Genomic DNA, 24125 nt, shown 5'->3' on the forward strand with positions numbered 1-24125 from the left:
AATCCGTCGAGCGTTTTTATATAAACCGGCTGCCAGTCCGATACAATGCCGATGGGCAGCATTCTCATTCACTCACATGACACTTAATTCCAATTTTCTGACAGGGTTAACGGTGTTAGCACTATTGCTGACCGGCTGGGGAGCAGTTGATCTGAAAGTTACCGATAAGCCCCAGACGCCCGATTTTCCTGCTGAAATGGTGTCGTTTACACCCTATGCGAAAAATCCAGTTTTTACGGGTGCCGGTAGCAACCATTGGGATGAAACGATTCGGGAGCGGGGCTATATTCTGCACGAGGGAAACACCTATCACTTATGGTATACCGGCTATCGGAAAACAGGTGATCAGACCAGACACCTCGGCTATGCAACATCGCCGGATGGGTTTTCCTGGACCCGCTATCCCGGAAATCCAATCCATAAACAAACCTGGGTTGAAGACATGATTGTGGTGAAATCGGGCAATACCTATTATATGTTTGCTGAAGGGCGGGATGACATTGCGCATCTGATGACCTCAACCGATCGAATTCACTGGCAGGAAAAAGGACCGATTTATATTCGCTATGCAACTGGCCAGCCGTTGAGTAAAGGCGCCTATGGAACTCCTACGGCTCTGAAAGAAGGCGACAAGTGGTATCTCTTTTACGAACGGGAAGACAAGGCAATCTGGCTGGCGACGTCAACCGATATGAAAGTCTGGACGAATGTGCAGGACGAACCCGTTCTATCGGCAGGGCCAGAACCCTACGATCGATACGCTGTTGCCGTAAATCAGGTGGTTAAGTATAAAAACCACTATTATGCCTACTACCATGCGTCGGCATTTGCCGATTGGCGCGAATGGTCCACCAATGTAGCAATGTCCGATGATCTGATTCACTGGAAAAAATACAGCGGCAATCCAATTGTTGGTGGCGATCAGTCGAGCGGAATTCTGGTAAACGATGGGAATCGGTTTCGGCTCTATACGATGCACCCGGCGGTGAATGTTTTTTTGCCAAAATAAGTGTTACTTCGAGGTTGAACGAGATACAAAACATATGACTGTTTCTGCGTCATTTTATCGCGTTACGGCTACTCTTGCATTACTTGGTTTGATTGGTTTTAGCTGTAGGCATGGCACCGATTCGGTGCCAGCTTCGCCCGCGTTGACCGATTTGCTGGCCCAAACGCTAACCGATTCGCTTCAGAACCGGACTATTGGCTATGGCTTTGTCATATACCAGAACAGCGAATTGAAAGCATCGGGAAGCGGTGGTTTAAAGTCAAGATCGGTGGATGTCGAAGGTGAAAAACCGTTTACGATTGATACAAAAATGCACATTGCCAGCATGAGCAAGACCATTGCGGCAATGGCGTTTACGCAACTGGCGGTTCAGAAAGGACTTAAAACAACCGACAGAATTATCAATTATCTGCCGCCTTCCTGGCCCAAAGGTGAAAACATCGACCAGATCACCTTCTGGGATTTGTTTAATCACCGCAGTGGCATTATTGGCCTGGGCGATAATTGTCAGAATGGCAGCTACGCCGAAAATATCTATTCGGGACTAAAACAACTTATTGCCAAAGGGGTAAAAAAGGCCAATCGGGGGCAGTATTGTTATCAGAATGCCAATGTAGGGCTATTTCGCATTCTGATTCCGGCGCTGACGGGCTATGTCTTCACAGGCAACGACAATACAGACGACCAGCAGACCCAGCAGCTTTATATGGCGTATGTTCAGAAAAATGTCTTCGAAAAAGTGGCGTTGGAAAACATAGTACCCCACCAACCCACAAGTGGCAATACGTATTGTTACAATTATCCATACTCGGGCCGGGCCGGATGGAATCCTGGAAATTTTACCAGTACGTTAGGGGCTTATGGCTGGTATATGACTCCACAGGAAGCCGGGAAGCTCTATGCCAGCGTTCTGTCGACAACCGATGAGTCGGTATTGCCAACTGCCTATAAAGATACGCTGTTGCTGAATAATCTGGGGTGTTTTCGGGTATCGAGCAGTTTGGGTAATGTGGCTTACCACGATGGCTGGTGGTATCTGACGTACTACGACAGTAGCCTGACCTATGTTGGTCTTCGCACCATCTGGATGAAATTTCCCGATAACCTGACGGTTGTATTGTTTGTCAATGCGCTTAACACGAATACGGGACTTTTCCCTTCCGGCGACGGAACCGATATTGTTCCATTTGTTTTTCGGGCCTATAGCCGTGCTCAGCAGCTAAAAGGCGCCCGGACAGGTCCCGCCACGATCACAATCGACCACCCCGAACCGCATTAGAAGTTTTCAGTTTATAGTTTACAATGCTCTGCCTACTAGAACCTCCCTGCCGCAGAGCACTGTAAACTATAAACTGACTTAATACGTAGCTCGTCCGCCCGACAGATCGAAGATGAAACCAGTGGTGAAACTGGCTTCTTTCGACACGATCCAGGTGGCAAGTGCGGCTACTTCATCAACGGTTCCTAGTCGTTTCATTGGGATTTTGGCGGTCATGTAGGCTAACTGCTCGGGAGCGGTATTTTCGTTCATCGCCGTTCTGACGACGGCTGGAGCGATGCCATTTACGGTAATACCGGTTTCGGCGTATTCTTTGCCAATTCCTTTTACCAGGCCAATCAGCCCGGCTTTCATCGACGAGTAGCCTGCCATAAACGGATTTCCTTCTTTTCCGGCAATCGACGTCATGTGCAGTATTCGGCCGTAGTTGTTGTTTTCCATAACACCAACGGCATATTTGGTCATCAGGAAAGCACCCCGCAAATTGATCTGATAAATTCGGTCGTAATCAGCTACATCATAATCCGTGATTTTGGTGTTCGTGGGGCCAACAATGCCCGCAGAATTCACCATAATATCGAGCCGATCATAGGTATTGACTACAGTCTGAATAGCCTGCTTCACTTCATCTTCCTGCGAAATATCGACACGATACCCTTGCGCAGCATATCCCTGATTGGTGAATTCGGTAACAGTACGTTCGAGCATAGCACTATTGTTATCGAAAATGGCAACGGTAGCTCCTTCTGAAGCCAACCGGCGGGCTATCCCTTTACCAATACCATCGGCACCCCCGGTAACAATGGCAACCTGCTTACTAAAGCGATCTGACATATAGATACGTAGAAAAAGAAAGGATCGGATAGTAAATCATAAAAGGAACCGTATTTACTGTCTGACAACAGCGAATCGTTCGGCCAAAGCAAACGAAATTCATTTTGGTAAAATTTATAGAAAGAGTTGAAGTAATTGTGCTTGCCTATTGGCTTTATATAAACAGCGATTGATATACGAAAACGTAAAGCTGCTTATAGTTCATGAGTAAGCCTGCATATTATTTTTCACTGCTTGGGGTCGGGCTTTTTTTGCTGGTTAGTTTTAAATCGAAACTCGGAACCCTGCTGGACGATGGGCCATCTCCTGCTCATTCTCCAACCGAAGAACTAGCGACATTTCAGATCGAACCGGGCCTGAAAGTTCAACTGGTAGCCGCCGAACCAATGGTTCAGGAACCAATAGTGATGACATTTGACGCAGATGGACGACTCTGGGTGGTTGAGATGCGTGGCTTTATGCCCAACGTCGAAGGCGAAGGCGAGAACCAGCCTGTTGGCCGGGTGTCGATCCTGGAAGATACCAATGGCGACGGGCAGATGGATGTCAGTAAAATCTACATCGATAGTCTGGTTATGCCACGTGCCATTGCCCTCATTCCGGGGGGCGCCCTCATTGCCGAAAACGGTGCCTTGTGGCTAACCAAAGACACCAATGGCGATCTGAAAGCCGATTCGAAAACCCTGATCGATCCGGATTATGCAAAAAATGGCCTGCCCGAGCATGCTCCTAATGGTCTCTGGCGGAGTATGGACAACTGGTATTATAATGCCAAATCACGCTTTCGCTATCGACCGGTTAATGGAAAGTGGCAGCGGGATTCGACGGAGTTTCGGGGGCAGTGGGGCATTAGCCACGATGATAAAGGCCATCTGTACTACAACTACAACTGGTCGCAGTTGCACGCCGATCTGGTTCCTCCCAATTATTTGTCCCGTAATAAAAACCATAAGCCTACAACTGGTATCGACTATGGTGTAACCCTCGATCGGCGCGTTTACCCGATCCGGCCAACGCCCGCCGTAAATAGGGGATATATTCCCGGAACACTCGACAAAGAGGGGCGCCTGCTCGAATTTACGGCCGCCTGTTCACCGCTGTATTATCGGGGAGCGGCCCTACCTAAGGAGTTTTATGGAAATGCCTTTGTGTGTGAACCATCGGGCAATTTGATCAAACGCAACGTCGTGGAAGAAAAGGGATTGTTGCTCACAGCCCATGATCCTCATCCGGGCAGGGAATTTATGGCGTCTACCGACGAGCGCTTTCGTCCGGTTTACCTGGCAACCGGCCCCGATGGGTCGTTGTATGTAGCCGATATGTATAGAGGATTGATTCAGCATGGCGCTTATGTAACTCCCTATCTGAAAGAGCAGACGCTGTCGCGCAAGCTTGACAAACCGATCCATTGTGGCCGAATCTGGCGGATTGTCCCGGAAAATGGAAAACTACCTGCTCCCAAAAAGCTTTCGGCAGTTGCGTCTGCCGACCTGGTGGCAACCTTATCGAACCCCGACGGCTGGTATCGCGACATGGCACAGCGGCTGCTGGTTGAGCGGAATGATCAATCGGTTGCACCAGCCCTAACCGCACTGGCGCAGACGGGACCAGATGAACTGAGCCGTTTTCATGCACTCTGGACACTGGATGGATTGAAGTTGAGCAGCCCAACGGTTCTGCTACGGCTAGTTGCCGACGTTGATCCGTTGGTTCGTACAACCGCATTACGCCTACTTGAACCGTTTGCCCGAACGGATAAAATGGTTCGGACAAAACTGGAAACTGTTTTGCTGAAAGAATGGGAGAAAGCACCCATCGATCAGGTACTTCAGATCGCGCTATCGGCCAATGCGCTTTCGCCGAATGTCTCGCACCAACTGTTGGCCGGTATTCTGGAACGCTATGGCGATTCGCCATTAATTCGGGATGCCGTGATGAGTAGTCTGGAGCATCAGGAGTATGCATTTTTGCAGAAACTGATGAAGACCCCCAGTTGGCAGGCGCACGATCCGTCGAAAGAAATATTTATTGAAACACTGGCTACGTCGGTGGTTCGTAATCGGAAGCCGACCGAGCTGGCGGCTTTACTTGCCGCCCTCGATACGAAAAACGGATCATTAGGCTGGCAGGAAAAAGCGGCCCTGACGGGAATGTCCATTGGTGGGTCAATTGGTAAAGCAAAACCCATTAAACTAGCCGCAGCGCCCGCCATCCTGACCCGGTCGTCGGCTAAGGTCGATCCTTCCCGGCTGTCGGCACTGGTTTCCATGTTTGAATGGCCCGGTCATGTGGTTGCGAAAAATGCTGTAGTGAAGAAAAGTTTGCTGAGTGAAGACGACCAGAAACTCTTTGCGCAGGGACGGCAACTCTACCTGAGTACCTGCGCTGGCTGCCACGGTACCGATGGCGGTGGCCTTAACCGGTTTGCACCCACACTGATTGGTTCTGACTGGGTTGTGGGCGACGAAAAACGACTGGCGCTGATTCTTTTGCACGGAATGGAAGGGCCAGTGCAGGTTGCAGGAAAGCTGTACGATGTGCCGGATGTGTTGCCCGTGATGCCCGCCCACTCGACAATGGACGATGCGTCGTTGACGGCTATTCTGACCTATATCCGCAATGAATGGGGCAATCAGGCCGGACCGATGGGAAGACGGGTTGTGGGTATGACCCGGGTTACGTCGCAGGGGCGTGTAGTGCCCTGGACAGCTAAAGAATTAAACAAATACATCCTCGAAGCCAGCGCGGCCAGTGGAAAGTAAAGAAGTTTATAGTCTGCCGTTTATGGTTGTTCTGCCCATCGGGCCCCTTATGCGAAGCAACCGTAAACCGAGTACCGAAAACCGATCACTGTAATCTCTCCCCCATGTATAGACGTGAATTTTTGCAGAAAACAGCCGCTGGAGCAATGGTGCTGACGTGGCCTCAGGTGCCTTCATTTGCAAAGGAGGCAGGAATGGGTATTGTGGTGCATTCGTATTGGAGCCGCTGGAATTCTAAAACACCCAGTAAGAATTATCCCGCTTTTACGAATGCCATCGACTTGCTCGATCACTGCCATCAGATCGGTGCTGGTGGGGCGCAGGTCATCATCAGCGACTGGACTCCTGATTATGCCCGACAAGTGCGGGCTAAACGGGAGCAACTCGGCTTATATCTGGAAGGGTCGATGGGGTTACCAAAGAAACCGGAAGACGTAGCCAAATTTGAACAGACCGTCAAAAATGCAAAAGATGCTGGCGTTAACGTCATTCGAACCGTTTGCTCGGGCGGTCGGCGCTATGAAGCGTATCATTCGCCCGAAGCGTTTCGGGAGTTGACAAAAAATGCGTTGGCTACATTGCGGCTGGTTGAACCAGTTATGCGGAAGCATCAGGTTAAACTGGCGGTTGAAAATCACAAGGATTGGCGGGCAAGGGAGATGGCTGCGCTGATTAAGGAAATCAATAGCGAATGGGTTGGCATTACACTTGATTTTGGCAATAGCATTGCGTTGCTGGAAGATCCGATGGAGGTGGCACAAACACTGGCTCCGTATGTGTTTACAACCCATATCAAAGATATGGCGGTAGAGGAGTATCCCGATGGTTTTCTGCTGTCGGAAGTGCCGCTGGGGGAGGGAATCCTCGATTTACCAGCCATGATAGCCCTTTGCCGGAAACATAATCCGGCGGTAACTTTCAATCTGGAAATGATTACCCGCGATCCGCTCGAAATACCCTGTCTGAAAAAAGAATACTGGGAAACATTTGAAACGGTGCCTGGGTCTGATCTGGCCCGAACGCTTCGAATGGTTCGGGGCCATAAATCGAAAAAGGGATTACCGCGAGTAGCTCAGCTAACGGCCGAAGATCGACTGGCCGCCGAAGAAGGAAATATTGTTGCCTGTCTGACGTATAGCAAAGATCGCATGGGCCTGAAATAAAGCAGTCTTGCCGGCATATTCTCCGCACTGCTGGCTACTGTCTGAAATAGCGTATAACAACCTGATTTTTACATGCAAAAGGAAACACTTCCCGGAATTAAACAATTTGACTTGACTGGTAGAATGGCCATCGTAACCGGTGGCTCTAAAGGCTTAGGCCTGGCAATGGCAGCGGGCCTGGCGTCGGCAGGAGCTAATCTGATGCTCGTGAATCGAAATGCCGACGAAGGGGCTAGAGCGGCCGAAGAACTGGCTCGCGATTTTGGCGTACGTGCCACGTCGTTTAGTGCCGACATTACTAACCTTGCCGATACGGAAGCAATGGCGAAGGCCGCTTTGGATACGTTTGGTCAAATTGATATTCTGATCAATAGTGCCGGAATCAACATTCGGGGGGCTATCGACGAAGTAACGCCCGATGATTTTAACAACGTTTTTAATGTGAATGTCAACGGTACATGGCTGGCATCGAGGGCGGTAGTGCCTCACATGAAACAACGGGGACGGGGCAGTATTATCAACCTTGCCAGCACGCTCGGTCTGGTTGGATTGGCCAATCGTACGCCCTATACGGCCAGCAAAGGGGCCATTGTGAACATGACCCGTGCTTTGGCAATTGAACTGGCTCCCTTCAATATTAACGTAAATGCCATCTGTCCCGGCCCATTTCTGACCGAGATGAACGCCCCCATTGCCGACACACCCGAAGCGAAAAACTTTGTGGTGGGTGCCACCGTACTGGGGCGCTGGGGTTTACTGCGCGAAATTCAGGGCGCTGCCATCTTCCTGGCCAGCGATGCCGCCAGCTATATGGTGGGTTCGATGCTCACGGTCGATGGTGGCTGGACAGCCCGCTAAACCAAATCTACCTGGCCGACTAATTTTTGATCTAAATCAATCCCTCAACCCATGGAACAACCACGTACGAAGGTTCGCTACGGAATGCTGGCGCTTGTCTTCATCAACGTCGTCATCAACTACCTGGATCGAAGCAATATTTCGGTGGCCGGGGCTACCCTAAGTAAAGATTTAGCGTTGTCGTCGGTTGAATTGGGGCTTATTTTTTCGGCCTTTGGCTGGACCTATGCCATTCTGCAAATTCCTGGCGGACTCATTGCCGACCGATTCGGCCCACGGGTCTTATATGCCTTTTGCCTGATGACCTGGTCGCTGGCAACACTGGCACAGGGGTTTGTTCGTGGTTTTGCCGGTTTGTTTTCCCTGCGTTTAGCAACCGGGGCTTTCGAAGCTCCTTCGTATCCAATCAACAACCGGATTGTAACGAGCTGGTTTCCCGATCATGAGCGGGCATCGGCCATTGCTATGTATGTATCGGGACAGTTTATTGGGCTGGCGTTTCTGACCCCGGTGCTGGTGACGGTGCAATATTATGCAGGCTGGAAAGGGTTGTTTATCGGGACCGGTGTGATTGGTTTGCTGTGGGGCATTATCTGGTATTTATTTTATCGCGACCCGCTCGACCATGCCCGGGTAAATCAGGCCGAATTGACATACATCGAAGAAGGTGGAGGGCTCTTCAGAGGAAAAAAAAATGAGCCTGGGCAACCATCGACCTGGAGCCTCAGCAACCTGCGGCAGGTTTTTTCAAGCCGTACGCTTTGGGGGGTATATATTGGCCAATTTGCGGTTAATGCTACACTCTGGTTTTTCCTGACCTGGTTTCCAACGTATCTGGTAACCTATCGTGGCCTGGATTTTATTAAATCGGGTTATCTGGCTTCAGTACCGTTTCTGGCGGCTTGCGCAGGACTTCTGCTTTCGGGTTTTATTTCAGACTCGCTGGTTAAAAAAGGCAGATCGGTAGGAATGGCGCGTAAAACGCCAATCATTATTGGGCTTTTGTTATCGGTAAGTATCATTGGTGCCAACTATACCAATGATACGGCCCTGATTATCTTCTTTATGGCCTTAGCCTTTTTTGGATCAGGAATGGCCCTGATTTCGTGGGTCTTCGTGTCAATATTATCGCCCAAACACCTGATTGGGCTTACGGGGGGCGTATTTAATTTCATGGGTAATCTGGCCTCGATTGTTGTTCCTATTGTAATTGGCTATCTGGCCAAAGGGGGCAACTTTCAGCCTGCGCTAGTGTTCATTGGTGCATTGGGTTTTGTAGGTGCCTGCTCCTATATTTTTCTGGTTGGAAAAATAGAGCGCGTTGTGGTTCGGGAAGATCAGCGAGCCAGCCAGCTAACCAACTAAGCAGGCTTTGTTTATCCTGCCTGCCCCAGAAAATACAGCAGTGCCAGTAACCCAATTAGCAAACCGGTCCAGAATAGGGTGGCTCTCCATTCCGGTGCTGGACCGGTTTTTAATACGACAAATCCGAGTGGTACCAGTGCAACGCACAAACCCGATGTAGCCAGAATTGAAAAAGGTGTGCTGCCTTTCAACACACCAAGCATTAGGGCCGACATGAGTCCGAGGGACAGCGAACGGAAGAGTGATAATGTTCCTGATACATAAGCACCAATTGCCAGAATGATCCAGCCGAATAAAATTGTTCCTGAAAGAACAGATACGATATGAAAAGCACCGTAGGATTCGGCCACGGCTTTGGTTGCCTGTTGCAAATTTTGACTCTTAACCAACTGAAAAGCCAGATGGTTGATTCCGTAGTGAAATGTACGGGCAAACAAACCCAGCATTACGAAGGTGCAACCCCAGGTTGCCCAGGCTGGTTTTGTTCGACCAATCAGATGAGCCAACGTAAGAATGGCGGGCCAGAGCAGAATAGTCCCGGCTAGAAATAAGCTGTACGCAGTCTGAATCAGCAGCGGATATTGGGCAAAGGCAGCCAGTTGCTGAGGAAAGAAAAAGTTGAATTGCACGCGGAGAATTTCGGCCCCTAACAGCAGCAGTGGCGCAATCAGTAACGAAAATCCACCTACCCAGCGACCTGGAAACCAATAGGGGTTTGGCACGATCAGTTCTGTTTGAGATACCATATTCTAAGATATTTGTATTGCAAGGTATCATGCAATACAAATTACATAAATGGGCGAATTTGACTGCCAGCGGTTAGGCATAGGTGAAGACACGGTTAAACAGAGCAACCCGTTGTCTTTTCATTAGACTCGTGAGCGCAGGCTGCTGTGAACACAACATTGCACGAGTCCTGAGTATGTCGTCAGGACCGGAAGGCTGCTGGGGAGAGTGAAGTCTGTTTTCGGAAAAAATTGGAAAAATGCGCTATCTCTTCAAATCCCAGGCAATAGGCTATCTCTGAAATGCTCCAGTCCGTTTGTTTCAGTAAAATTTTCGACTCCTGAATCAGGCGACTGCTAATCAGGCTGGTTGTTGTTTTGCCCGTATTTTCTTTCAACACTTTGTTCAGATGGTTCACGTGTATTGACAGGCGATCGGCATAATCTTTAGCAGAGCGAAGGGCTAATTTTTGGTTGGGCGATTCGATGGGGAACTGTCGCTCCAGTAGTTCGATAAACAGAGAGGTGACACGGGCCGACGCGGTATGGGTTGGATACAAAGCCGTTGCGGGTTGTAGTTTTTGGCCGTAATGAATCAGTTCGAGCACATAAGTTCGCAATAGATCGTATTTATAGGCATAGTCCGATGCAAGCTCACGGTGCATCTTCTGAAAAAGCTGCGTGAGTTCGGTTGCTAACTCGTCTGTTAACTGGAAAACAGGGTAGCCTCCGGCTTTGAAAATAGGCAACTCGTCGAGTACGACTCCACTTTTGGATGGAACCAGAAACTCGTCGGTAAAAATGCAGAAATGCCCGGTCTGGTCCATATCCTGGGGCAGGTAGTGATAAGGAACTTTAGGTGTGGCAAACAAAAGCCCATTTTTTTCAATGTCGATAACCTTATCGGCATATTCGGCGCGGTTTCGGCCGATCATCAGACTTATTTTGTAATAGGATCTTCGGTTGTAGGGCATCAGAGGCTTTCCTTTGGCTTTCTGCAATAGCTCGGTCATGCTGAAGACATTGAAATGCCCTATTTCTTTATTGATACCATCGGGTAAGATAGATCGTAGTTCACCATCAACGGTACCCGACAATTGCTTATAAAACTGTTCGACCGAAGTTGTTTCCATACGTAGCTGGTGTTTACGACATTCGAAAGGGCGAAGTTGGAAAGAGGAGCAGTAGCCATTTTTTCGGCCCGGTATGCTGCCCGCTCTTTGCGAAAGTACTGACTAAAAACAAAAAAGCCAGTCTGCTTTTTCAGGCATTCTGGCTTTTGATTTCCACTAGGGGTTGCAGAGAGCGAGGAACCTCAATATAAGTAAAATATAGTCGCAATCGGCCATTGTGAGTCGTAAAAGCACTTTTTGAGGCAAAATCTATCTTGATAGCGGCTGGGAGTATTTAAACTATATTATATTCGTGGCAACTATTGAGCAACCAGTTGACCATGTCCGCTTCCGTCAAAATTATTCTCCACAGCAAGAAATATACTGATGGCACACATGCCGTAATGCTCCAATGTAAAGTCGTGTCGGCATCGGGTACTATCTGGAAACGTCGAACACTTTGCAAAGTAAAGGCAAATCAATTTGATAAATCGACATGCCGAATCATTAAGCATCCTAATCTTATCGTATTGAATGTGCGGATTGCCGACGCATTCACCCTGGCAGAAAAAAAGCTACACACAGCCTTATTGGAAGGGCGCAAAATTGACCCTGAACAGATTATTGCTGAAGAAGTGGTTGTTTCCAATCCAGGGGCTTCCCTGCTGGCCAGTTGCCGAAAGTATATTGAACGTTGTATGCACAAAGGTCAGATTCATACGGCCGAAAAGTACAGCAGCCATATGAATAAGCTAGCTGAATACCTGGGTAAGGATCGGTTCGGCAATCAGATCGATGTGCATATGGACGATATTGATGAAGACTGGGTATTGGCCTGGTCGATTTGGCTCCGTTCCCATGGAAGCAAATCAGACAACACGCTTCACCGACGCATGGCTTTTTTGAATACCCTGTTTAACGATGCCCGTAAGCGGGGCTTCACCAAAGCGGACCCAATGGCTTTTCTTGAGTTCAAAGAGGCTAAGGTTCGTAAACCTAAACTAACGCAGGAACAATTAAGAGCGCTGGAGGAGCTGCCCCTGGAGGGTAGGAAAGCCGACGCTCGGAACACCTTCATGCTTCAGTTCTATGCTTATGGCAGCCGGATCAGCGACGCGCTGACGTGGAAAAAGGAAGATATTCGGAAAGAGGGCGATAGCTGGTATCTACACTACACTAGTATGAAAACCGGAGATCTGATCGATGTACGGCTCAGTGAAAAAGCCCGGGTATTAATCGACCATTACTTACGAACCGTGCCTGGCAAATTTTTATTACCCTGGCTGGCGAAGTTTGAAGAGATACCGGGTAAATCGGCACTGGAGAATAAAGCCCGGTTGATTGCTCAGATTGAAAGCAAAACCCAGATGATTAATGTGCTACTAAAGGAAATAGCCGAACAAGCGGGTATTCCAGTCAATCTGACAACGCACATTGCCCGGCATAGCTTTGCGACGCTAGCCGATAAGATGATCAGCGATAAGCGTAAGATCAGTGCTGCATTAGGCCATAGTAAGTTCTCAACAACTGAGGTATATCTAGCCGACCTACGGCAGTCAGACGTAAACGACGCGATGGATGAGCTATGGAAATAAAAATGGCCAGTAGCATTGCCCTGGCCATTCTGTAACCACCGTAATTTTAAACTAGATTTATGCCTTATGCTTTTCAAGATTTTATGAAGGTATAAGGTATTAACCAACAAAAATACCTGGAGAAGCTGACGAATCATCCACGACTTTTTCTAGTGATTCTTCTGGGAAATATCCTAATTCCAACTTTCCATTCATAAACCATTGACATGTAAAAATACCTGTTAAGTCGTTAAAATGCGTAACTGTCATAATTGGCCCTCCCGACTTAAGCCGGACTTTGTCTCCTATCTTGATGGATGGCATGATTAAAAGATTAAAATTGTGGACATTATAAACGTAAAAAGGTGTTAACAAATTCACTTGAAAGCGCCTTCAATCAATTAACTACTGGGTTTGCGCTAGGGTTTCATCACAGTAAAAAGTATCCGATGTAGTTATAATTTTACTTCCATCGCCTGATGATAATTCAATTCTGACAATTTGGTTAACATTCACTAAGACCTTTTCATCCTCAGTATAGTTTAATGACCTAGTTAAGCTGATAAACGGATTCATATTACAAGGGTTTAGTTATGAGTGAAAAGGGATAAACTTAGATCTTTATACGCTTTAACTATTTCTGAATTAACATAGGGCCTTCATTAAGAAATAACCAATTAGGATTACAGCCCATTGATACCAGTGTAATTATAGAAAAAACTGTCATAGCCTGTTGCGGGTCTCGGCCTGATTCTATTGACGCAATATCACTTTCGCTTAATCCCAATAAATTTCCAAAGTCTTTTTGAGTAACGTTTACGTATGCTCTGAATAAACGAATGTTAGTCTCAAAAATAGTTTTTAATGGCATTGCCATCTCTTTATCAGGCAAAGTAAAATATACAAGATAACTATCTTCAGGCATCCATGCCTTATTATCACCTGTAATGAAAATTTCCATCGGCTTTACCGAAATATTATATTGCTCTAACATTTTTCGCAGTTCGGGCACGGAAATGCTTGGCAAAATAGGCGCTACAACACCCGGCGTATCCTTAAGTGCTGAAAAAGGTATGGCCACAGCAACTTTACCTTTTGGGACTTCTACATTTTCAAAAAAGACACAACCTTTAGATTCTAAATCTGTTTTCATGTTGCTATATTCTTCTTCGGTCATTTCTTTCGGCGTCTAATTATTAAAATCATAAAGCATTTTCTTCGGCCATTCTCCAGACTCGACCAAGTGTTCAACTATAGGTTTTAAAAAATTGAACAATTCAGGTTTCCAATTAGCAGGTCGTACCCGTTCTGAAAAGTATGTGTATGAGTTACTGATAAAGTGTAAATAACCTTCTGCCATTAAAGCAATATTTAAATCGGTATTATTTTCAGGATCAGTAGTGTTTTTAGGGCATGAAATTTCAATAAGCCGTATAGCGACATTAGCTTCATGTTGGGTGTACTCTAGCAATTTTTCATAAGAAAGTTTTTTTGCTTCCTTTAAATATTTGTTTGCATCCAAGTAATTCTTTGGTGACATAATTTCAATTTTTAGTTTAGCATGGTTTAGGTATGAAAAATCTATCTGGGTCGTTTTTTCATGTAAGACTTAATCGATCAAGTAGTCGTCCTGACCCTCGATTATTGGGTTCGTTTAGCCTCAGCGTCAATGAACTCCTGAAGGCTATTTATGATCTGATTCACCTGTTCATGGATAATCTCCAACTGTTGCTTAACCCGGTTTTTGTTCATACCCTTAGGTCGCAGCTCAACCCCATAAGACCCCTGCGGACCCAGATCATAACGAAAGTTGGTCAGTGTCACCCGGTAATAGCGATCGTAGCATTCTATACTGGCTGCATAATCCAGTGCTGGTATTAACTGCGGGCCGCTTCTCGTTTTAATGTACTGTTTGTCAATGCGCCCGGTAGCAATAATATCGCCTATTAAATTGTCACTGATAGCCAGGGCATGAGATGGGTTGCCTACATGAAAAGCCGCCCACCGACGAGCTTGCCGGAAGATATCCTCTCGCTCACTAGGTAGCCGGTTGGATGTTTGATAACTAACGCGGCCGTACTGTAGTGGCATTACCCCTAGTACTTTACCGTTTTGAATTTCATTGGGAATAAAGCCGCCACAACTTGACAAGAAAAGGCCAATCACAAATAGAGAAAGGTACTTCATTACGGTATTAATTGATTTTTGAGATTAAATAGGAAATGATCGGATAATGTGAATCAATATTACATCGTACTCAGATCATTGGTAATGGCCTGTTCGTCGTAGATCGTTAGCTTTCCTTTGCGGAGATGAGAGTAGTACGCGCGACCAGCGGCTAGTGCACGACTTTTGTTGCCGCTTCGAAGCGCATCATCATAAATGGCTTTCAGTTCGGCTTCTTTGCGGCCACGTTGTACGTTGACCAGTATAACAAGGGCGACTATACCCAGAAAGGTAAAGATGAGAACGTCCATAAAGGTGTGGTTGAGATATAGAGCAAAGTCTAAGTAACTTCTATTTTACTTATTAATAGGTGCTAGTACCAAAAAGTAAATACCATAATCTATTATTCGGTAGACATTACTTTTATGTGTATACGTTTCCTTAACGCCATTTCTGCTCTGTGCGTACAAACGCATCTCTGGCCAACTGGACTTTGAAATGACGCCTAGCCGACGGGTGAGTCCATTGGCAGAATTCTATATTAGTTATTAAGGGCGCAAATTCATTCCTGTGCTTACTTAAGTGTCCACTTAGTTGTGTACCGAGCACAACGACTAATCTGGTTTGAGGTGTTCTAATACGTTGATGAAAGCCTGACTGGAATTGGTAAACATATCCTCAGTTGGCCTGATTCCTACCGTCTTACCAACAATCACCTGGACAAAGTTGTAGAAGGCTACATCTCCTGTAGCCACTACAAGGCAATTTAGAAATTGTTTTTTGTGCTTACGAAAAGTGGCTCCTTTCCCAATGCTATTACTATCCTCTTCTCTTCCTGAGCAGATAGTGGTAAACGTTCTGGCTACTAACGCTGAAAGCATAGGCCTGTATGAATTCATATCCGTGGCTGGTCATGAAATTCAACGCATCGATCATGGAGTTAAACGTCAGCAACTTGTCATTGGCATCCCGGAGTTGAGTATCCCGCTGGGACCAGTAGCTATTCTCCTGGCCAAAATCAATCTCAATGGTCAGTTTGTTGCTCAATAGCTTCGACGTACCGACGATCTGTACGTATTCGACGTTGATGTTCTTTAGCGGTACACCATTAACCGTTTGCGCCAGTAAAGCAGATGGGAAAAGTAATAGGGCAAGGTAAACTAGTCTCTTCATGTGCATGTTTGTTTATTACTGCTAAAAGATTGCCTCTTTACCAATATACCGATCAGTCCGGTGCGCATTTAATACGGCAGGCGGAGTGCTCGACCGGTTGGAAGAAGTAGTCTTTGCTCTTTATAGGAGACTGAGGGTAAAGGTGAATAACTAGCCTGTAATTAACCAGAAGGCCGTAGAAGTAATCAGTATGATTGTGAATAACAAAGCCCCCATACAGCCGCTCTTAGAGCTCGCAGCGTTAGGAGTCGAGGTAGGCAGCTCAGATTCAAACACACGGATTGCGGCATACAAATGCTTTCCATCAGAGCCACTTCGTATAAGTTTAGCCGCTACATAGCCTCCCCTGTCAATTATTCGTGCTATAGTCTGGGCCCGATAAGCCGGTATATAGCCCAACTTGTGTTTCTTGTAAAAAATCTGAACGGCGTCTGGGTCAACAGAGTTATCTGGCTCCCGAACCAGAGTGAGCGGTTCATCGATAGAGATCGAATCTAGTATGTAAGGACCAGCATAATGGTTTATTCCAGCGATGGATGTGTTAAAAGCGGTCATTATATTTACCCAAAGATAAATTTTATAGAAATTTGCTTAACCCTTATCCCACATGGAACATATAAATTTCAACCAGCAAATAGACTACAAATTACTGTTAACCAAATATATGGCTGTCATCACCTATGTAGAAGGAATAAATTTTGTCAGTGAATGTTCTAGCGATTCTGATAGTTCGATAGTAGTATTTTCAAATCAGGAATTGGAAGCCTTGGATCAGATTGCTATCGATATGGAAGCCATTTTTTAGATTTAAAACTGTAGCTCCTCTCTGATATATATACATTAAAGTCTCCAGGAAAATGAACATTTATTCTAAGGCTCTTGAAAGAGGTTACTTGTATTCTATCTAATACGTCATCTCCTTTATAAGTGAATCGATGTGTGTATTTGATAAATCCATTAGCTTTTAAATAGTCAGCCCAAAAGTTAAGAACATTTATGCATATTTCTAATAGATCTTTTACTTCCCCTGTCAATAAGGTTACTAAGATGCGAAGCTGGCTATAGCCATACATTGGTTGTGGCGAATTGCGAAAGAATACGGTAACAAACTTCTCCTGAATTGACGTTATATCTTCAATTTGCTTATTGGGATTAAAAGTCAGTTGACCGTGCTTCATCGCATTTGCGATATCGCCAATCAGATCAAATTCAGGGAAAAGCAACGCAACCTTTTTGCGTGTAAATGTTTTTTCCTGATGATAAGGCTCAAGTCTATCTCTGAGATGAAATAAATACTCTGTTAAAACTTTTGCTGGGCCCATTATCTTTATGCCTCCTCCTTCTCCTCTATCTATTGCGGTTAAGTATTCCTGATAAGCAGGCAATACCTGTTCATAAAAATGAACGGCTATAGCATCGTCAATAGGTTTAGGCTTCTTCATTAAAATAGGATTGTAGGATACTGAAATAAATAACGTTTACTTTTAAACACTACTTTAAATACAGACCGATGTAGATACTTGATTAACCCTCGGTCGAATTCTCCTTTAGCTTATTTATAGCGCTCTGTAATTTATCTTCAGTTTCGGAGTCATCGGTCTCAAAATGAAAATCCTGAGTCTTTAAATCAGCTATTGTTCTTATTTTAGTCCAATCTATAGTTGGATCCTGTTCCATAATTCGCTCTTTAACTAATTCCGCAAGCCGCGCCGATGCTAACTCATTGAGCTTTTCATTAAAAAGACCAGCTATTTCTTTATCCTTCGACATAATAATATAGTTAGTGATCGTTTTCTAATTAAAAAAGTCAATTTTTCAATTAGAAAAATTATACATAAAATGTTTTTATCTGAGAACGAATAAGATTGCTAAGCCTAGAGCCAGGCTAAATAAAGTCTTTATGCCTGACTCAACCCCAATAATCGTTCTGTGGTGATCGCTTAGATATCTCCCCTTGTATTCACCAGTTCTATAACCTTCTATTCCAGGTTTTACAGTTACCCAGCACATAAAGCCGATAATACCGATTCCCATTATACGACCAATAGTATCATTGAATATTGCCCCTGCTATAGCGGACCAAAAGAAGGCTGCAAGCGTCAACATGAAAACAAAGCCAATCGTATTCAGAACTGCCTTAACTACTGTTGGTGGTGATGGTTCTGATTCTATTATTGGGGCTGAGCGTGATTTTGACGAACGTTTATAGTCATGTCGAAAAGTCAGACCAGGTATCCCTGTCCGAAAGGATACTCCTGTTTTCCCAAATGTGGCATTGCCTATCTTAATGCGTGGACGGTAGCGAAATCCCATAATTTTGTTTTTTTACTTAATAGGCAATGTAGTCAATAGGTGAATGGCAAGTGATTGGAACTCTTTTAGAGCCGGTTTACTCATGAGCTAGGCCACGTTGGGATTAAACAATGCGTTAAGCCAATCAATAAAGTTTATACACTGTGCTGCGTTGTGATCCAAATAATGCTTGGTGATGGCCTGCCCCATTGGGGTACCTGGATCTTCCTGCCACGATAAAAAGGTATGTACATACGCTTTTGAACGGTGTATGACATTATAGCGATGGTGACCAGTTTGCTCCAGTGTATTCAAAGCCACATTGACATAGGCTTTTAGTGGATCAGTATCAGGAATAAGATTTGTTATAAAGTCTTCCAGCATACCTATTGATGTATTATCAGGCATAATCCAAATGCCTACTACAGGAAATATGGTATGAGCAGGAAGAATCAGTCCGCTGTTAGGCAATGTAGTAGGTACCATATAACCTGAGTCAATAAGGATTCCGGATATACTTGCCCATCTGGCGTCAAGATTTTGATCGGCGTCAATGATAATTCCTACCGCAGTATTAGTCCCTTGCTTCAAATAAACTGAAAACATTTGTTTAAGGTTACTAATGCTTTTACAATCAATTACATCAAACGTTTCCGCTATATGATGTTGCCTACAAATAGCCCATGCTACGTGCTGATCATTATGCCCTTCAACAAGAAGCTTAGCATTGAATTTTTCTTCAAGTATCATATCAGCGAATTTCTATATTGAATTTGGCTGACGTTTCAAGTTCTTCAGTGCTATACTCTATTGAATATAGTTTGTCATCACTCCTTTGTATACGTATTGCTTTGGCAGGATGTTTTCCTTGCGGTAAATTGGATAACACCTTAGAAAATGAGTGAATTGTATCTGAACTATGTGTTGTTACAAATACTTGAACATTCAGTTTTATTGAAAGTGAAAAAATGATTTTCCATAGGTTTTCCTGTACAGAAAAATGTAATCCATTTTCAAACTCATCAATTAATAAGAACCCATCTTTACAGTTTACAAGAGCAAGAATTATAGTCAATATTCTATTGATTCCGTCTCCCATACTACTAATTGGGATAGGCATTTCTTCATTTACCACTTTGGCCATCCCTAATCTTTGCCCAAATTCATTTGTTTGAAATGCAAATTGCTGTACAGTGGGGTCAATGAGTTGTAATGCCTCAGTAACTGACTTCTTTAATTGGTCATCAAATGCAATATTTTCGTGTAGTATAGCATTATTTTTTTCATTATTAACATTTGATCGTATATAAAAAACTTTATTTTGGGCAGCGAAAATTTCAGAGATCTGAACTTGTGCCCTATAGTCTCTGTCAAAATAAATTGGGAAACCATATCCATTTGAAGTGTAGTAAACTATATCGGTTGCTTGGCCGTATGTTCCTTCTAAGTTTAAAGTTTCAATAAGATCTGGATTAAGAGAATGTTTACCTTTAACCATTTTGGTATTTCCATTTTCATCCTTTACAACAAAATCTTTATCGTATATAACAGTAAAATAAATATCTACATAAACTCTTTTATAAAACGGTTCATTTATTAAGGTTTCATCGGTTGCATTAATTCTTAATCTTGAAAACGGGTGACTTTTTCTCTTATGCATTACCGAGGCGAATGCTGCCTTGTTAAAAAGTACAACATTTCTGGATGATTGATTTAAATTAATAAAAAAGTCTCCCTCTCTATTGTTTATCAGCTTAAATATCCAACCAAGTAGAATATTATAATCTCCTACTGCTTTTGTACTAAGGGCTGCAATTGATATAGCTTCTAATATAGATGTTTTTCCAGTATTATTTTTTCCAACAAATAAATTAACGTTACTCAAATTTTTAATTTGCAGTAATTCTATATTGCGATAACTATTTATTTCAATGGAATTAAACATAGAACTATGAAATATTTAAGAAAAAAGTAGAGTTAATTTATCATAGTAATCCTTTATGATAGTCATATACATGAAAAACGCGACGAATTTCCTCCATCTTGATAATTCTTTGTTCACGCGTATTATCTGATTCGACCGTTATTTCTTTATTATCCCAATCAACCTTAACAAGGCTTTTTATAATTAACTCATCACGATAATCCAACATTACAATCTTGCCAACTCTAGGCAACTCCCCATCAGGTAATCTATAGGCTAACATTTCGAATCCTGCTTTTAATCGTGGCTCCATGCTATCGCCATTAATGGTTACAATCGTATGATCTTCAGGCTTAATACCGGGATAAAGTTTATAGGGCGGTATGAACTCCCATTCCTGCTCTTCGGGGGGTCTGGTTGGGTATGCTGCATAGCCGTATCCTGTTCTGGCATAGAGAGGGGTCTTCAGAATTGGTACTAAATCGACATTATCGGCAATCCTTATACCCTTAAGTTTTGCGCGATCATTATGATAGGGGGCATTATATATAATTGGCTCTTCTACTTTCCTCTCTCCTTCGCCTGTTAAAATCCACTCCTTTCTATACCCGAACTTATCTTCAATAGCTTTAGCCAATTCTTCAGTGAAGGCCTTTTTGCCATTTCTCAAAGCTGATACAATTGAAGGATTCCGACCAGACATTTCCACGATCTGGCGTTCGCTTCTTTTCTCCTCTCTCGCAATTATCTCAAGACGTTGAAACGGAGTCATTATTCCTAGCAGGTAAAATCGGGTTTTTGATACGTCATATGGAAAATGTTGATACGTCATAATGGCACGGAACTAATAAAATGACACTTTTGAGGAGGTATTTTTGATACAGGTATTGACTTTTTGATATTAGTATCATAATTTTGATACAAACAATTATCATTACCTCAACACCAACCGCAATATAAACTAAGTCCAGCAATATGACGCAACAGACATTAATCCAACGGCTTGAAAAGGTCCGCGAACGGTGCTTGAAAGTGCCAGGCGGCATCAAAGCTGTAGCCGAAAAAATGGGGAGATCTGAGAATACTCTACACAACTGGTTTAAGGGACGCACAACACCTTCAGTTAAAGATATTGAGTCCTTAGTAACCAATCTTGTCGAACTGGAGGAAAAGGGGAGAATGGCAAAAATGGCAGAAGAACAAAAGTTAAACGCTATTCTACCCTAGCCTTATGAACCCTAATCAACGAGCACAACTGGCTGCCAAGATTCGCAATCATTTGGCTGAGTTAAACGCATTGCTTGAAGAAGCCCACTACAACCATTTGTTGATTGACATTTCTCAAGACGACACGCCCGGTGAATGGCTACACGAAAATAAAAAGCCTGTCCGATTGTCCATTCGCATTCTAGATACAATAACTAGAGAGCTATAGTCCATGACAAACGACGAAAAGAAAGCCCTAGCCGATCAGATTCGGAATTCGGCCAGCGAGTTAAATGCGCTACTGAACCTAGCTTATTATTCTGGCTTGGCTGTCCGTGCCTGGGACTCAAACGATCCAATCTACACGGGCATATCGAGGAATACTGCTTCCCAAATTGAGGTAGAAATCAAGGAAGTCACGATAACTACTTTCTAGCTATGAATGAGTCCCTTCTTCCAATCACTACTAATGAACAGGGGGTGCCGGTTGTCAGTACGGTTGACTTCGCTGAAGGATTAGGCATTCAACACACTAGCTTGATTGCGACGATTCAGGCCTATCTGTTAGTTATTGAAAAAGATTTTGGACAGGTCGGATTTCAAATCGGGACTGTTCGTAACTCAGTAGGCGCGCTGAATCAATTCAAATATGCTTACCTCACCGAAGATCAGTCACTCTTTATCGGTTCACTCAGCCGTAATTCCGAACGGGTCGTTGAATTTAAGTCGGTATTGGTGCGCTCCTTTGCCGAAGCCCGTAAAAAACTGGCTGAAGCGAATTTTCCCTCATACCAGATTGCTGACGAAATCGAACGGGCCAAACGGTGGATCGAAGAACAAAAGCAGGTCCGGGCCTTGCAGTTTGAAAATGCGGAGCTAAAACCTAAAGCTGAGTATGCCGAACAGGTATTGCTCAGCGAAACGGAGCTGACCACTACAAAAGTGGCAATTGATTTAGGCATGTCAGCCCGTAAGCTTAATAAGCTGCTGCAACAGAAAGGAGTCCAGTACAAACAGTCGGGCATCTGGATTTTACGAGCGGCTTATAATGGCAAGGGTTATGCCAAACTGCGCACTTATACACACCTGGGTAGCGACGGTTCCGTTCGCACTGAACACCTGCTGGTCTGGACTGAAGTAGGCCGCCAGTTCATTCACAGTCTACTGAATCCCGCGCTTTCAACTCCTGTTCAACTCGCTATCGCCTAATCCTTCTATTCTCCCCTAGTTTATGACACCTTTCGAAGCCCTCGCCGAACTTCCTCAGCTCATCGCAGACTACAAGCGTGTAGCGGCTGAGCTCCAGGAATGCCAAAAAGAATTGGCCGCCCTGAAAGATGACCAATACGTCACCTGGGAATGGATATGCCAATACTTTGACATCAGTAAGTCAACGGCGATGCTCATGCTAGCCGATGAGAAACTATTCGTACACGGCCGTCAGATCAAGCGATTTAAAAAATCGACCATTCTCCGGTTTGCTGAGCGCCATTCCATTAAAGTAAAGCAGCTCTCACAACTCGATTGATCTGCTAGCGGTATTAGTAATCCGTTTTTTCAACCCCAATAAATCTGTTCCCATGATTAAACTCGGTCAAAAAGTACGGTGCAAGGTCACCGGCTTCGAAGGTATCGCTATTGTCAAATGTGAATACCTCAATGGATGTGTCCAGTACTGCGTAAAGCCAGCGGCCAGGGATGGCAAAATGATCGATGGTGAATACATCGATGTGCAGCAGTTAGAAGTGGTTGGCGATGGCATCAGCGTTATTGCCCAGCAAACCGGCGGGATAATGCCCGACATGCCCAAGTTCCGCTAAAAACAAAGCCCCGCGCAAAATGCCGGGGCCCGTTCAAATTCCAATGAATTTCAATTCATACGAAGTTATGCTTAATTCTGAAATAAATAAACCGGATGGACCTCCCACTCAGCGGTATGCTTTGCCCGATCCAAACCCGCAGATTAGCGCCTTCACTAAGGACTTATCGGTACTTATGGCACGGCATGGCATTGAGCAATCTGTAGTCGTCTACACCTTACTGCCGAACGGATCGATCCTAAGCTACAGCACGCCCTCAGCGCTTATCGAAGCGAGTAACCTCATAAATGCGCGTATACAACAACTTTCCAATCCATCCCAAAACACCATCTAGTCATGAGTTATCCCCAACCTCCAATCGCAGCGATTTCCTCCCTTAAAGTACAGCTCCTAGGGAATAACCTCTACCTCTTCGATCTCATCGATGATCGGAAGCTGAACGAGTTACGTAAATTCCAAACCTATCTGAGGGATTGGTTTATGACGTTTGTCAAGCTGGAAAATCGGCAGCTTGAAGAGCTGGAGCCGTCGGAGATCAAGCTGTATGCCGACGTATACGAACAGCTTGACAACCTGTTTGATACGCTGATCATGCACGCCTTAAAGCCTGATGATGACCAAACGCTGGCTTACCAGGCAATCGAAGAGATGTTTGGGTACTTCTCCAAAGAAGTAATTATCGAGAAGAACATTTTCCGTGGCTTTTTCCTGGCTTTCATTCAGGACGTGGAAAACCGTATGAGCTATTCGTCGATAGCTGACCATACACTGGCTTATCAAACGATTAGCGAGCTGTTCTATGCCTACGCTTATAAAGTCCAGACGACTCAGGAAATCACCACATTGGGAGTAGCCAACTAACC

The 24125-nt window shown here is 44.8% G+C and carries 31 protein-coding genes; 16 read left to right on the forward strand and 15 right to left on the reverse strand.

The features are described from left to right. Window positions 1-76 precede the first annotated feature (76 nt). Window positions 77-1009 carry a glycosylase gene (locus tag WBJ53_RS14745; RefSeq protein ID WP_338876910.1) on the forward strand — a complete coding sequence of 311 codons (933 nt, stop codon included), beginning with the start codon at window positions 77-79 and terminating at the stop codon, window positions 1007-1009. Between the two features lie 34 nt (window positions 1010-1043). Next, window positions 1044-2288: a serine hydrolase gene (locus tag WBJ53_RS14750; RefSeq protein ID WP_338876911.1), complete on the forward strand. Its 1245-nt coding sequence runs from the start codon at window positions 1044-1046 to the stop codon at window positions 2286-2288. A gap of 78 nt (window positions 2289-2366) precedes the next feature. Here the strand turns inward: WBJ53_RS14750 and WBJ53_RS14755 are convergent, their stop codons facing one another. Then, entirely contained in the window at window positions 2367-3122 is a 756-nt protein-coding gene (locus WBJ53_RS14755; protein ID WP_338876912.1) for an SDR family NAD(P)-dependent oxidoreductase, read from the reverse strand. Window positions 3123-3325: 203 nt separating this feature from the next. Between WBJ53_RS14755 and WBJ53_RS14760 the strand changes: the two genes are divergently transcribed. From WBJ53_RS14760 to WBJ53_RS14775, 4 genes are all read left to right on the forward strand, one after another. Next, the gene (locus WBJ53_RS14760; RefSeq protein ID WP_338876913.1) at window positions 3326-5884 is read left to right on the forward strand and encodes a c-type cytochrome; all 2559 of its coding nucleotides are present in this window, start codon (window positions 3326-3328) and stop codon (window positions 5882-5884) included. A gap of 104 nt (window positions 5885-5988) precedes the next feature. Next, on the forward strand, window positions 5989-7047 hold the full coding sequence (locus WBJ53_RS14765; protein WP_338876914.1) for a sugar phosphate isomerase/epimerase family protein: 1059 nt from the start codon (window positions 5989-5991) through the stop codon (window positions 7045-7047). A 72-nt stretch (window positions 7048-7119) separates the two neighbouring features. Further along, on the forward strand, window positions 7120-7905 hold the full coding sequence (locus tag WBJ53_RS14770; RefSeq protein WP_338876915.1) for a glucose 1-dehydrogenase: 786 nt from the start codon (window positions 7120-7122) through the stop codon (window positions 7903-7905). 51 nt (window positions 7906-7956) lie between these two features. Next, window positions 7957-9270 (forward strand): MFS transporter, encoded by a 1314-nt coding sequence (locus WBJ53_RS14775; RefSeq protein WP_338876916.1) that lies wholly within the window; start codon window positions 7957-7959, stop codon window positions 9268-9270. A gap of 11 nt (window positions 9271-9281) precedes the next feature. Here WBJ53_RS14775 and WBJ53_RS14780 read toward each other — a convergent pair whose 3' ends face one another. Then, complete coding sequence (locus tag WBJ53_RS14780; RefSeq protein WP_338876917.1) at window positions 9282-10016, reverse strand: hypothetical protein; 735 nt, start codon at window positions 10014-10016, stop codon at window positions 9282-9284. Between the two features lie 182 nt (window positions 10017-10198). Further along, a complete protein-coding gene (locus WBJ53_RS14785) occupies window positions 10199-11128 on the reverse strand; it encodes a helix-turn-helix transcriptional regulator (protein ID WP_338876918.1) in 930 nt (309 codons plus the stop codon). 320 nt (window positions 11129-11448) lie between these two features. Here WBJ53_RS14785 and WBJ53_RS14790 point away from each other — a divergent pair, with 320 nt between their 5' ends. After that, window positions 11449-12702, forward strand: a complete 1254-nt coding sequence (locus WBJ53_RS14790; RefSeq protein ID WP_338876919.1) for a site-specific integrase — start codon at window positions 11449-11451, stop codon at window positions 12700-12702. 99 nt (window positions 12703-12801) lie between these two features. Here WBJ53_RS14790 and WBJ53_RS14795 read toward each other — a convergent pair whose 3' ends face one another. From WBJ53_RS14795 to WBJ53_RS14820, 6 genes are all read right to left on the reverse strand, one after another. Further along, window positions 12802-13005, reverse strand: a complete 204-nt coding sequence (locus WBJ53_RS14795; protein WP_338876920.1) for a DUF2158 domain-containing protein — start codon at window positions 13003-13005, stop codon at window positions 12802-12804. A gap of 310 nt (window positions 13006-13315) precedes the next feature. After that, a complete protein-coding gene (locus WBJ53_RS14800; RefSeq protein WP_338876921.1) occupies window positions 13316-13858 on the reverse strand; it encodes a helix-turn-helix transcriptional regulator in 543 nt (180 codons plus the stop codon). A 12-nt stretch (window positions 13859-13870) separates the two neighbouring features. After that, on the reverse strand, window positions 13871-14221 hold the full coding sequence (locus WBJ53_RS14805) for a hypothetical protein (RefSeq protein WP_338876922.1): 351 nt from the start codon (window positions 14219-14221) through the stop codon (window positions 13871-13873). 101 nt (window positions 14222-14322) lie between these two features. Continuing rightward, window positions 14323-14868 carry a DUF4468 domain-containing protein gene (locus WBJ53_RS14810; RefSeq protein ID WP_338876924.1) on the reverse strand — a complete coding sequence of 182 codons (546 nt, stop codon included), beginning with the start codon at window positions 14866-14868 and terminating at the stop codon, window positions 14323-14325. A 59-nt stretch (window positions 14869-14927) separates the two neighbouring features. Further along, a complete protein-coding gene (locus WBJ53_RS14815) occupies window positions 14928-15158 on the reverse strand; it encodes a hypothetical protein (protein ID WP_338876925.1) in 231 nt (76 codons plus the stop codon). A 508-nt stretch (window positions 15159-15666) separates the two neighbouring features. Beyond that, complete coding sequence (locus WBJ53_RS14820) at window positions 15667-16020, reverse strand: hypothetical protein (RefSeq protein WP_338876926.1); 354 nt, start codon at window positions 16018-16020, stop codon at window positions 15667-15669. Between the two features lie 607 nt (window positions 16021-16627). On the opposite strand from WBJ53_RS14820, the gene WBJ53_RS14825 reads away from it, so the two are divergent. Further along, a complete protein-coding gene (locus WBJ53_RS14825; protein WP_338876927.1) occupies window positions 16628-16825 on the forward strand; it encodes a hypothetical protein in 198 nt (65 codons plus the stop codon). On the opposite strand, the gene WBJ53_RS14830 is transcribed toward WBJ53_RS14825, so the two are convergent. From WBJ53_RS14830 to WBJ53_RS14855, 6 genes are all read right to left on the reverse strand, one after another. Then, the gene (locus tag WBJ53_RS14830; protein WP_338876928.1) at window positions 16800-17462 is read right to left on the reverse strand and encodes a hypothetical protein; all 663 of its coding nucleotides are present in this window, start codon (window positions 17460-17462) and stop codon (window positions 16800-16802) included. The two genes, WBJ53_RS14825 and WBJ53_RS14830, sit on opposite strands and share 26 nt — an antisense overlap. Window positions 17463-17544: 82 nt before the next feature. Then, the gene (locus WBJ53_RS14835; RefSeq protein WP_338876929.1) at window positions 17545-17790 is read right to left on the reverse strand and encodes a hypothetical protein; all 246 of its coding nucleotides are present in this window, start codon (window positions 17788-17790) and stop codon (window positions 17545-17547) included. 75 nt (window positions 17791-17865) lie between these two features. Then, window positions 17866-18333 (reverse strand): hypothetical protein, encoded by a 468-nt coding sequence (locus tag WBJ53_RS14840; RefSeq protein WP_338876930.1) that lies wholly within the window; start codon window positions 18331-18333, stop codon window positions 17866-17868. Window positions 18334-18420: 87 nt separating this feature from the next. Next, complete coding sequence (locus tag WBJ53_RS14845; protein ID WP_338876931.1) at window positions 18421-19062, reverse strand: DUF3226 domain-containing protein; 642 nt, start codon at window positions 19060-19062, stop codon at window positions 18421-18423. A 1-nt stretch (window position 19063) separates the two neighbouring features. Continuing rightward, the gene (locus WBJ53_RS14850) at window positions 19064-20257 is read right to left on the reverse strand and encodes an AAA family ATPase (protein WP_338876932.1); all 1194 of its coding nucleotides are present in this window, start codon (window positions 20255-20257) and stop codon (window positions 19064-19066) included. A 40-nt stretch (window positions 20258-20297) separates the two neighbouring features. Then, on the reverse strand, window positions 20298-21068 hold the full coding sequence (locus WBJ53_RS14855; RefSeq protein ID WP_338876933.1) for a S24 family peptidase: 771 nt from the start codon (window positions 21066-21068) through the stop codon (window positions 20298-20300). Between the two features lie 143 nt (window positions 21069-21211). Between WBJ53_RS14855 and WBJ53_RS14860 the strand changes: the two genes are divergently transcribed. From WBJ53_RS14860 to WBJ53_RS14895, 8 genes are all read left to right on the forward strand, one after another. Next, entirely contained in the window at window positions 21212-21463 is a 252-nt protein-coding gene (locus tag WBJ53_RS14860; RefSeq protein ID WP_338876934.1) for a helix-turn-helix transcriptional regulator, read from the forward strand. A gap of 4 nt (window positions 21464-21467) precedes the next feature. Beyond that, window positions 21468-21671, forward strand: coding sequence for a hypothetical protein (locus WBJ53_RS14865; protein ID WP_338876935.1), 204 nt, complete (start codon window positions 21468-21470; stop codon window positions 21669-21671). A gap of 3 nt (window positions 21672-21674) precedes the next feature. Then, window positions 21675-21878, forward strand: a complete 204-nt coding sequence (locus tag WBJ53_RS14870) for a hypothetical protein (RefSeq protein WP_338876936.1) — start codon at window positions 21675-21677, stop codon at window positions 21876-21878. A 2-nt stretch (window positions 21879-21880) separates the two neighbouring features. After that, window positions 21881-22651: a phage antirepressor KilAC domain-containing protein gene (locus tag WBJ53_RS14875; RefSeq protein ID WP_338876937.1), complete on the forward strand. Its 771-nt coding sequence runs from the start codon at window positions 21881-21883 to the stop codon at window positions 22649-22651. Window positions 22652-22673: 22 nt separating this feature from the next. Next, complete coding sequence (locus WBJ53_RS14880) at window positions 22674-22970, forward strand: hypothetical protein (RefSeq protein WP_338876938.1); 297 nt, start codon at window positions 22674-22676, stop codon at window positions 22968-22970. 52 nt (window positions 22971-23022) lie between these two features. Beyond that, window positions 23023-23262 carry a hypothetical protein gene (locus WBJ53_RS14885; protein WP_338876939.1) on the forward strand — a complete coding sequence of 80 codons (240 nt, stop codon included), beginning with the start codon at window positions 23023-23025 and terminating at the stop codon, window positions 23260-23262. Between the two features lie 67 nt (window positions 23263-23329). After that, window positions 23330-23596: a hypothetical protein gene (locus WBJ53_RS14890; RefSeq protein WP_338876940.1), complete on the forward strand. Its 267-nt coding sequence runs from the start codon at window positions 23330-23332 to the stop codon at window positions 23594-23596. Window positions 23597-23598: 2 nt separating this feature from the next. Next, on the forward strand, window positions 23599-24123 hold the full coding sequence (locus tag WBJ53_RS14895) for a hypothetical protein (RefSeq protein ID WP_338876941.1): 525 nt from the start codon (window positions 23599-23601) through the stop codon (window positions 24121-24123). The last annotated feature ends 2 nt before the right edge of the window (window positions 24124-24125 follow it).

The sequence above is a fragment of the Spirosoma sp. SC4-14 genome, assembly GCF_037201965.1.
GTDB lineage: Bacteria > Bacteroidota > Bacteroidia > Cytophagales > Spirosomataceae > Spirosoma.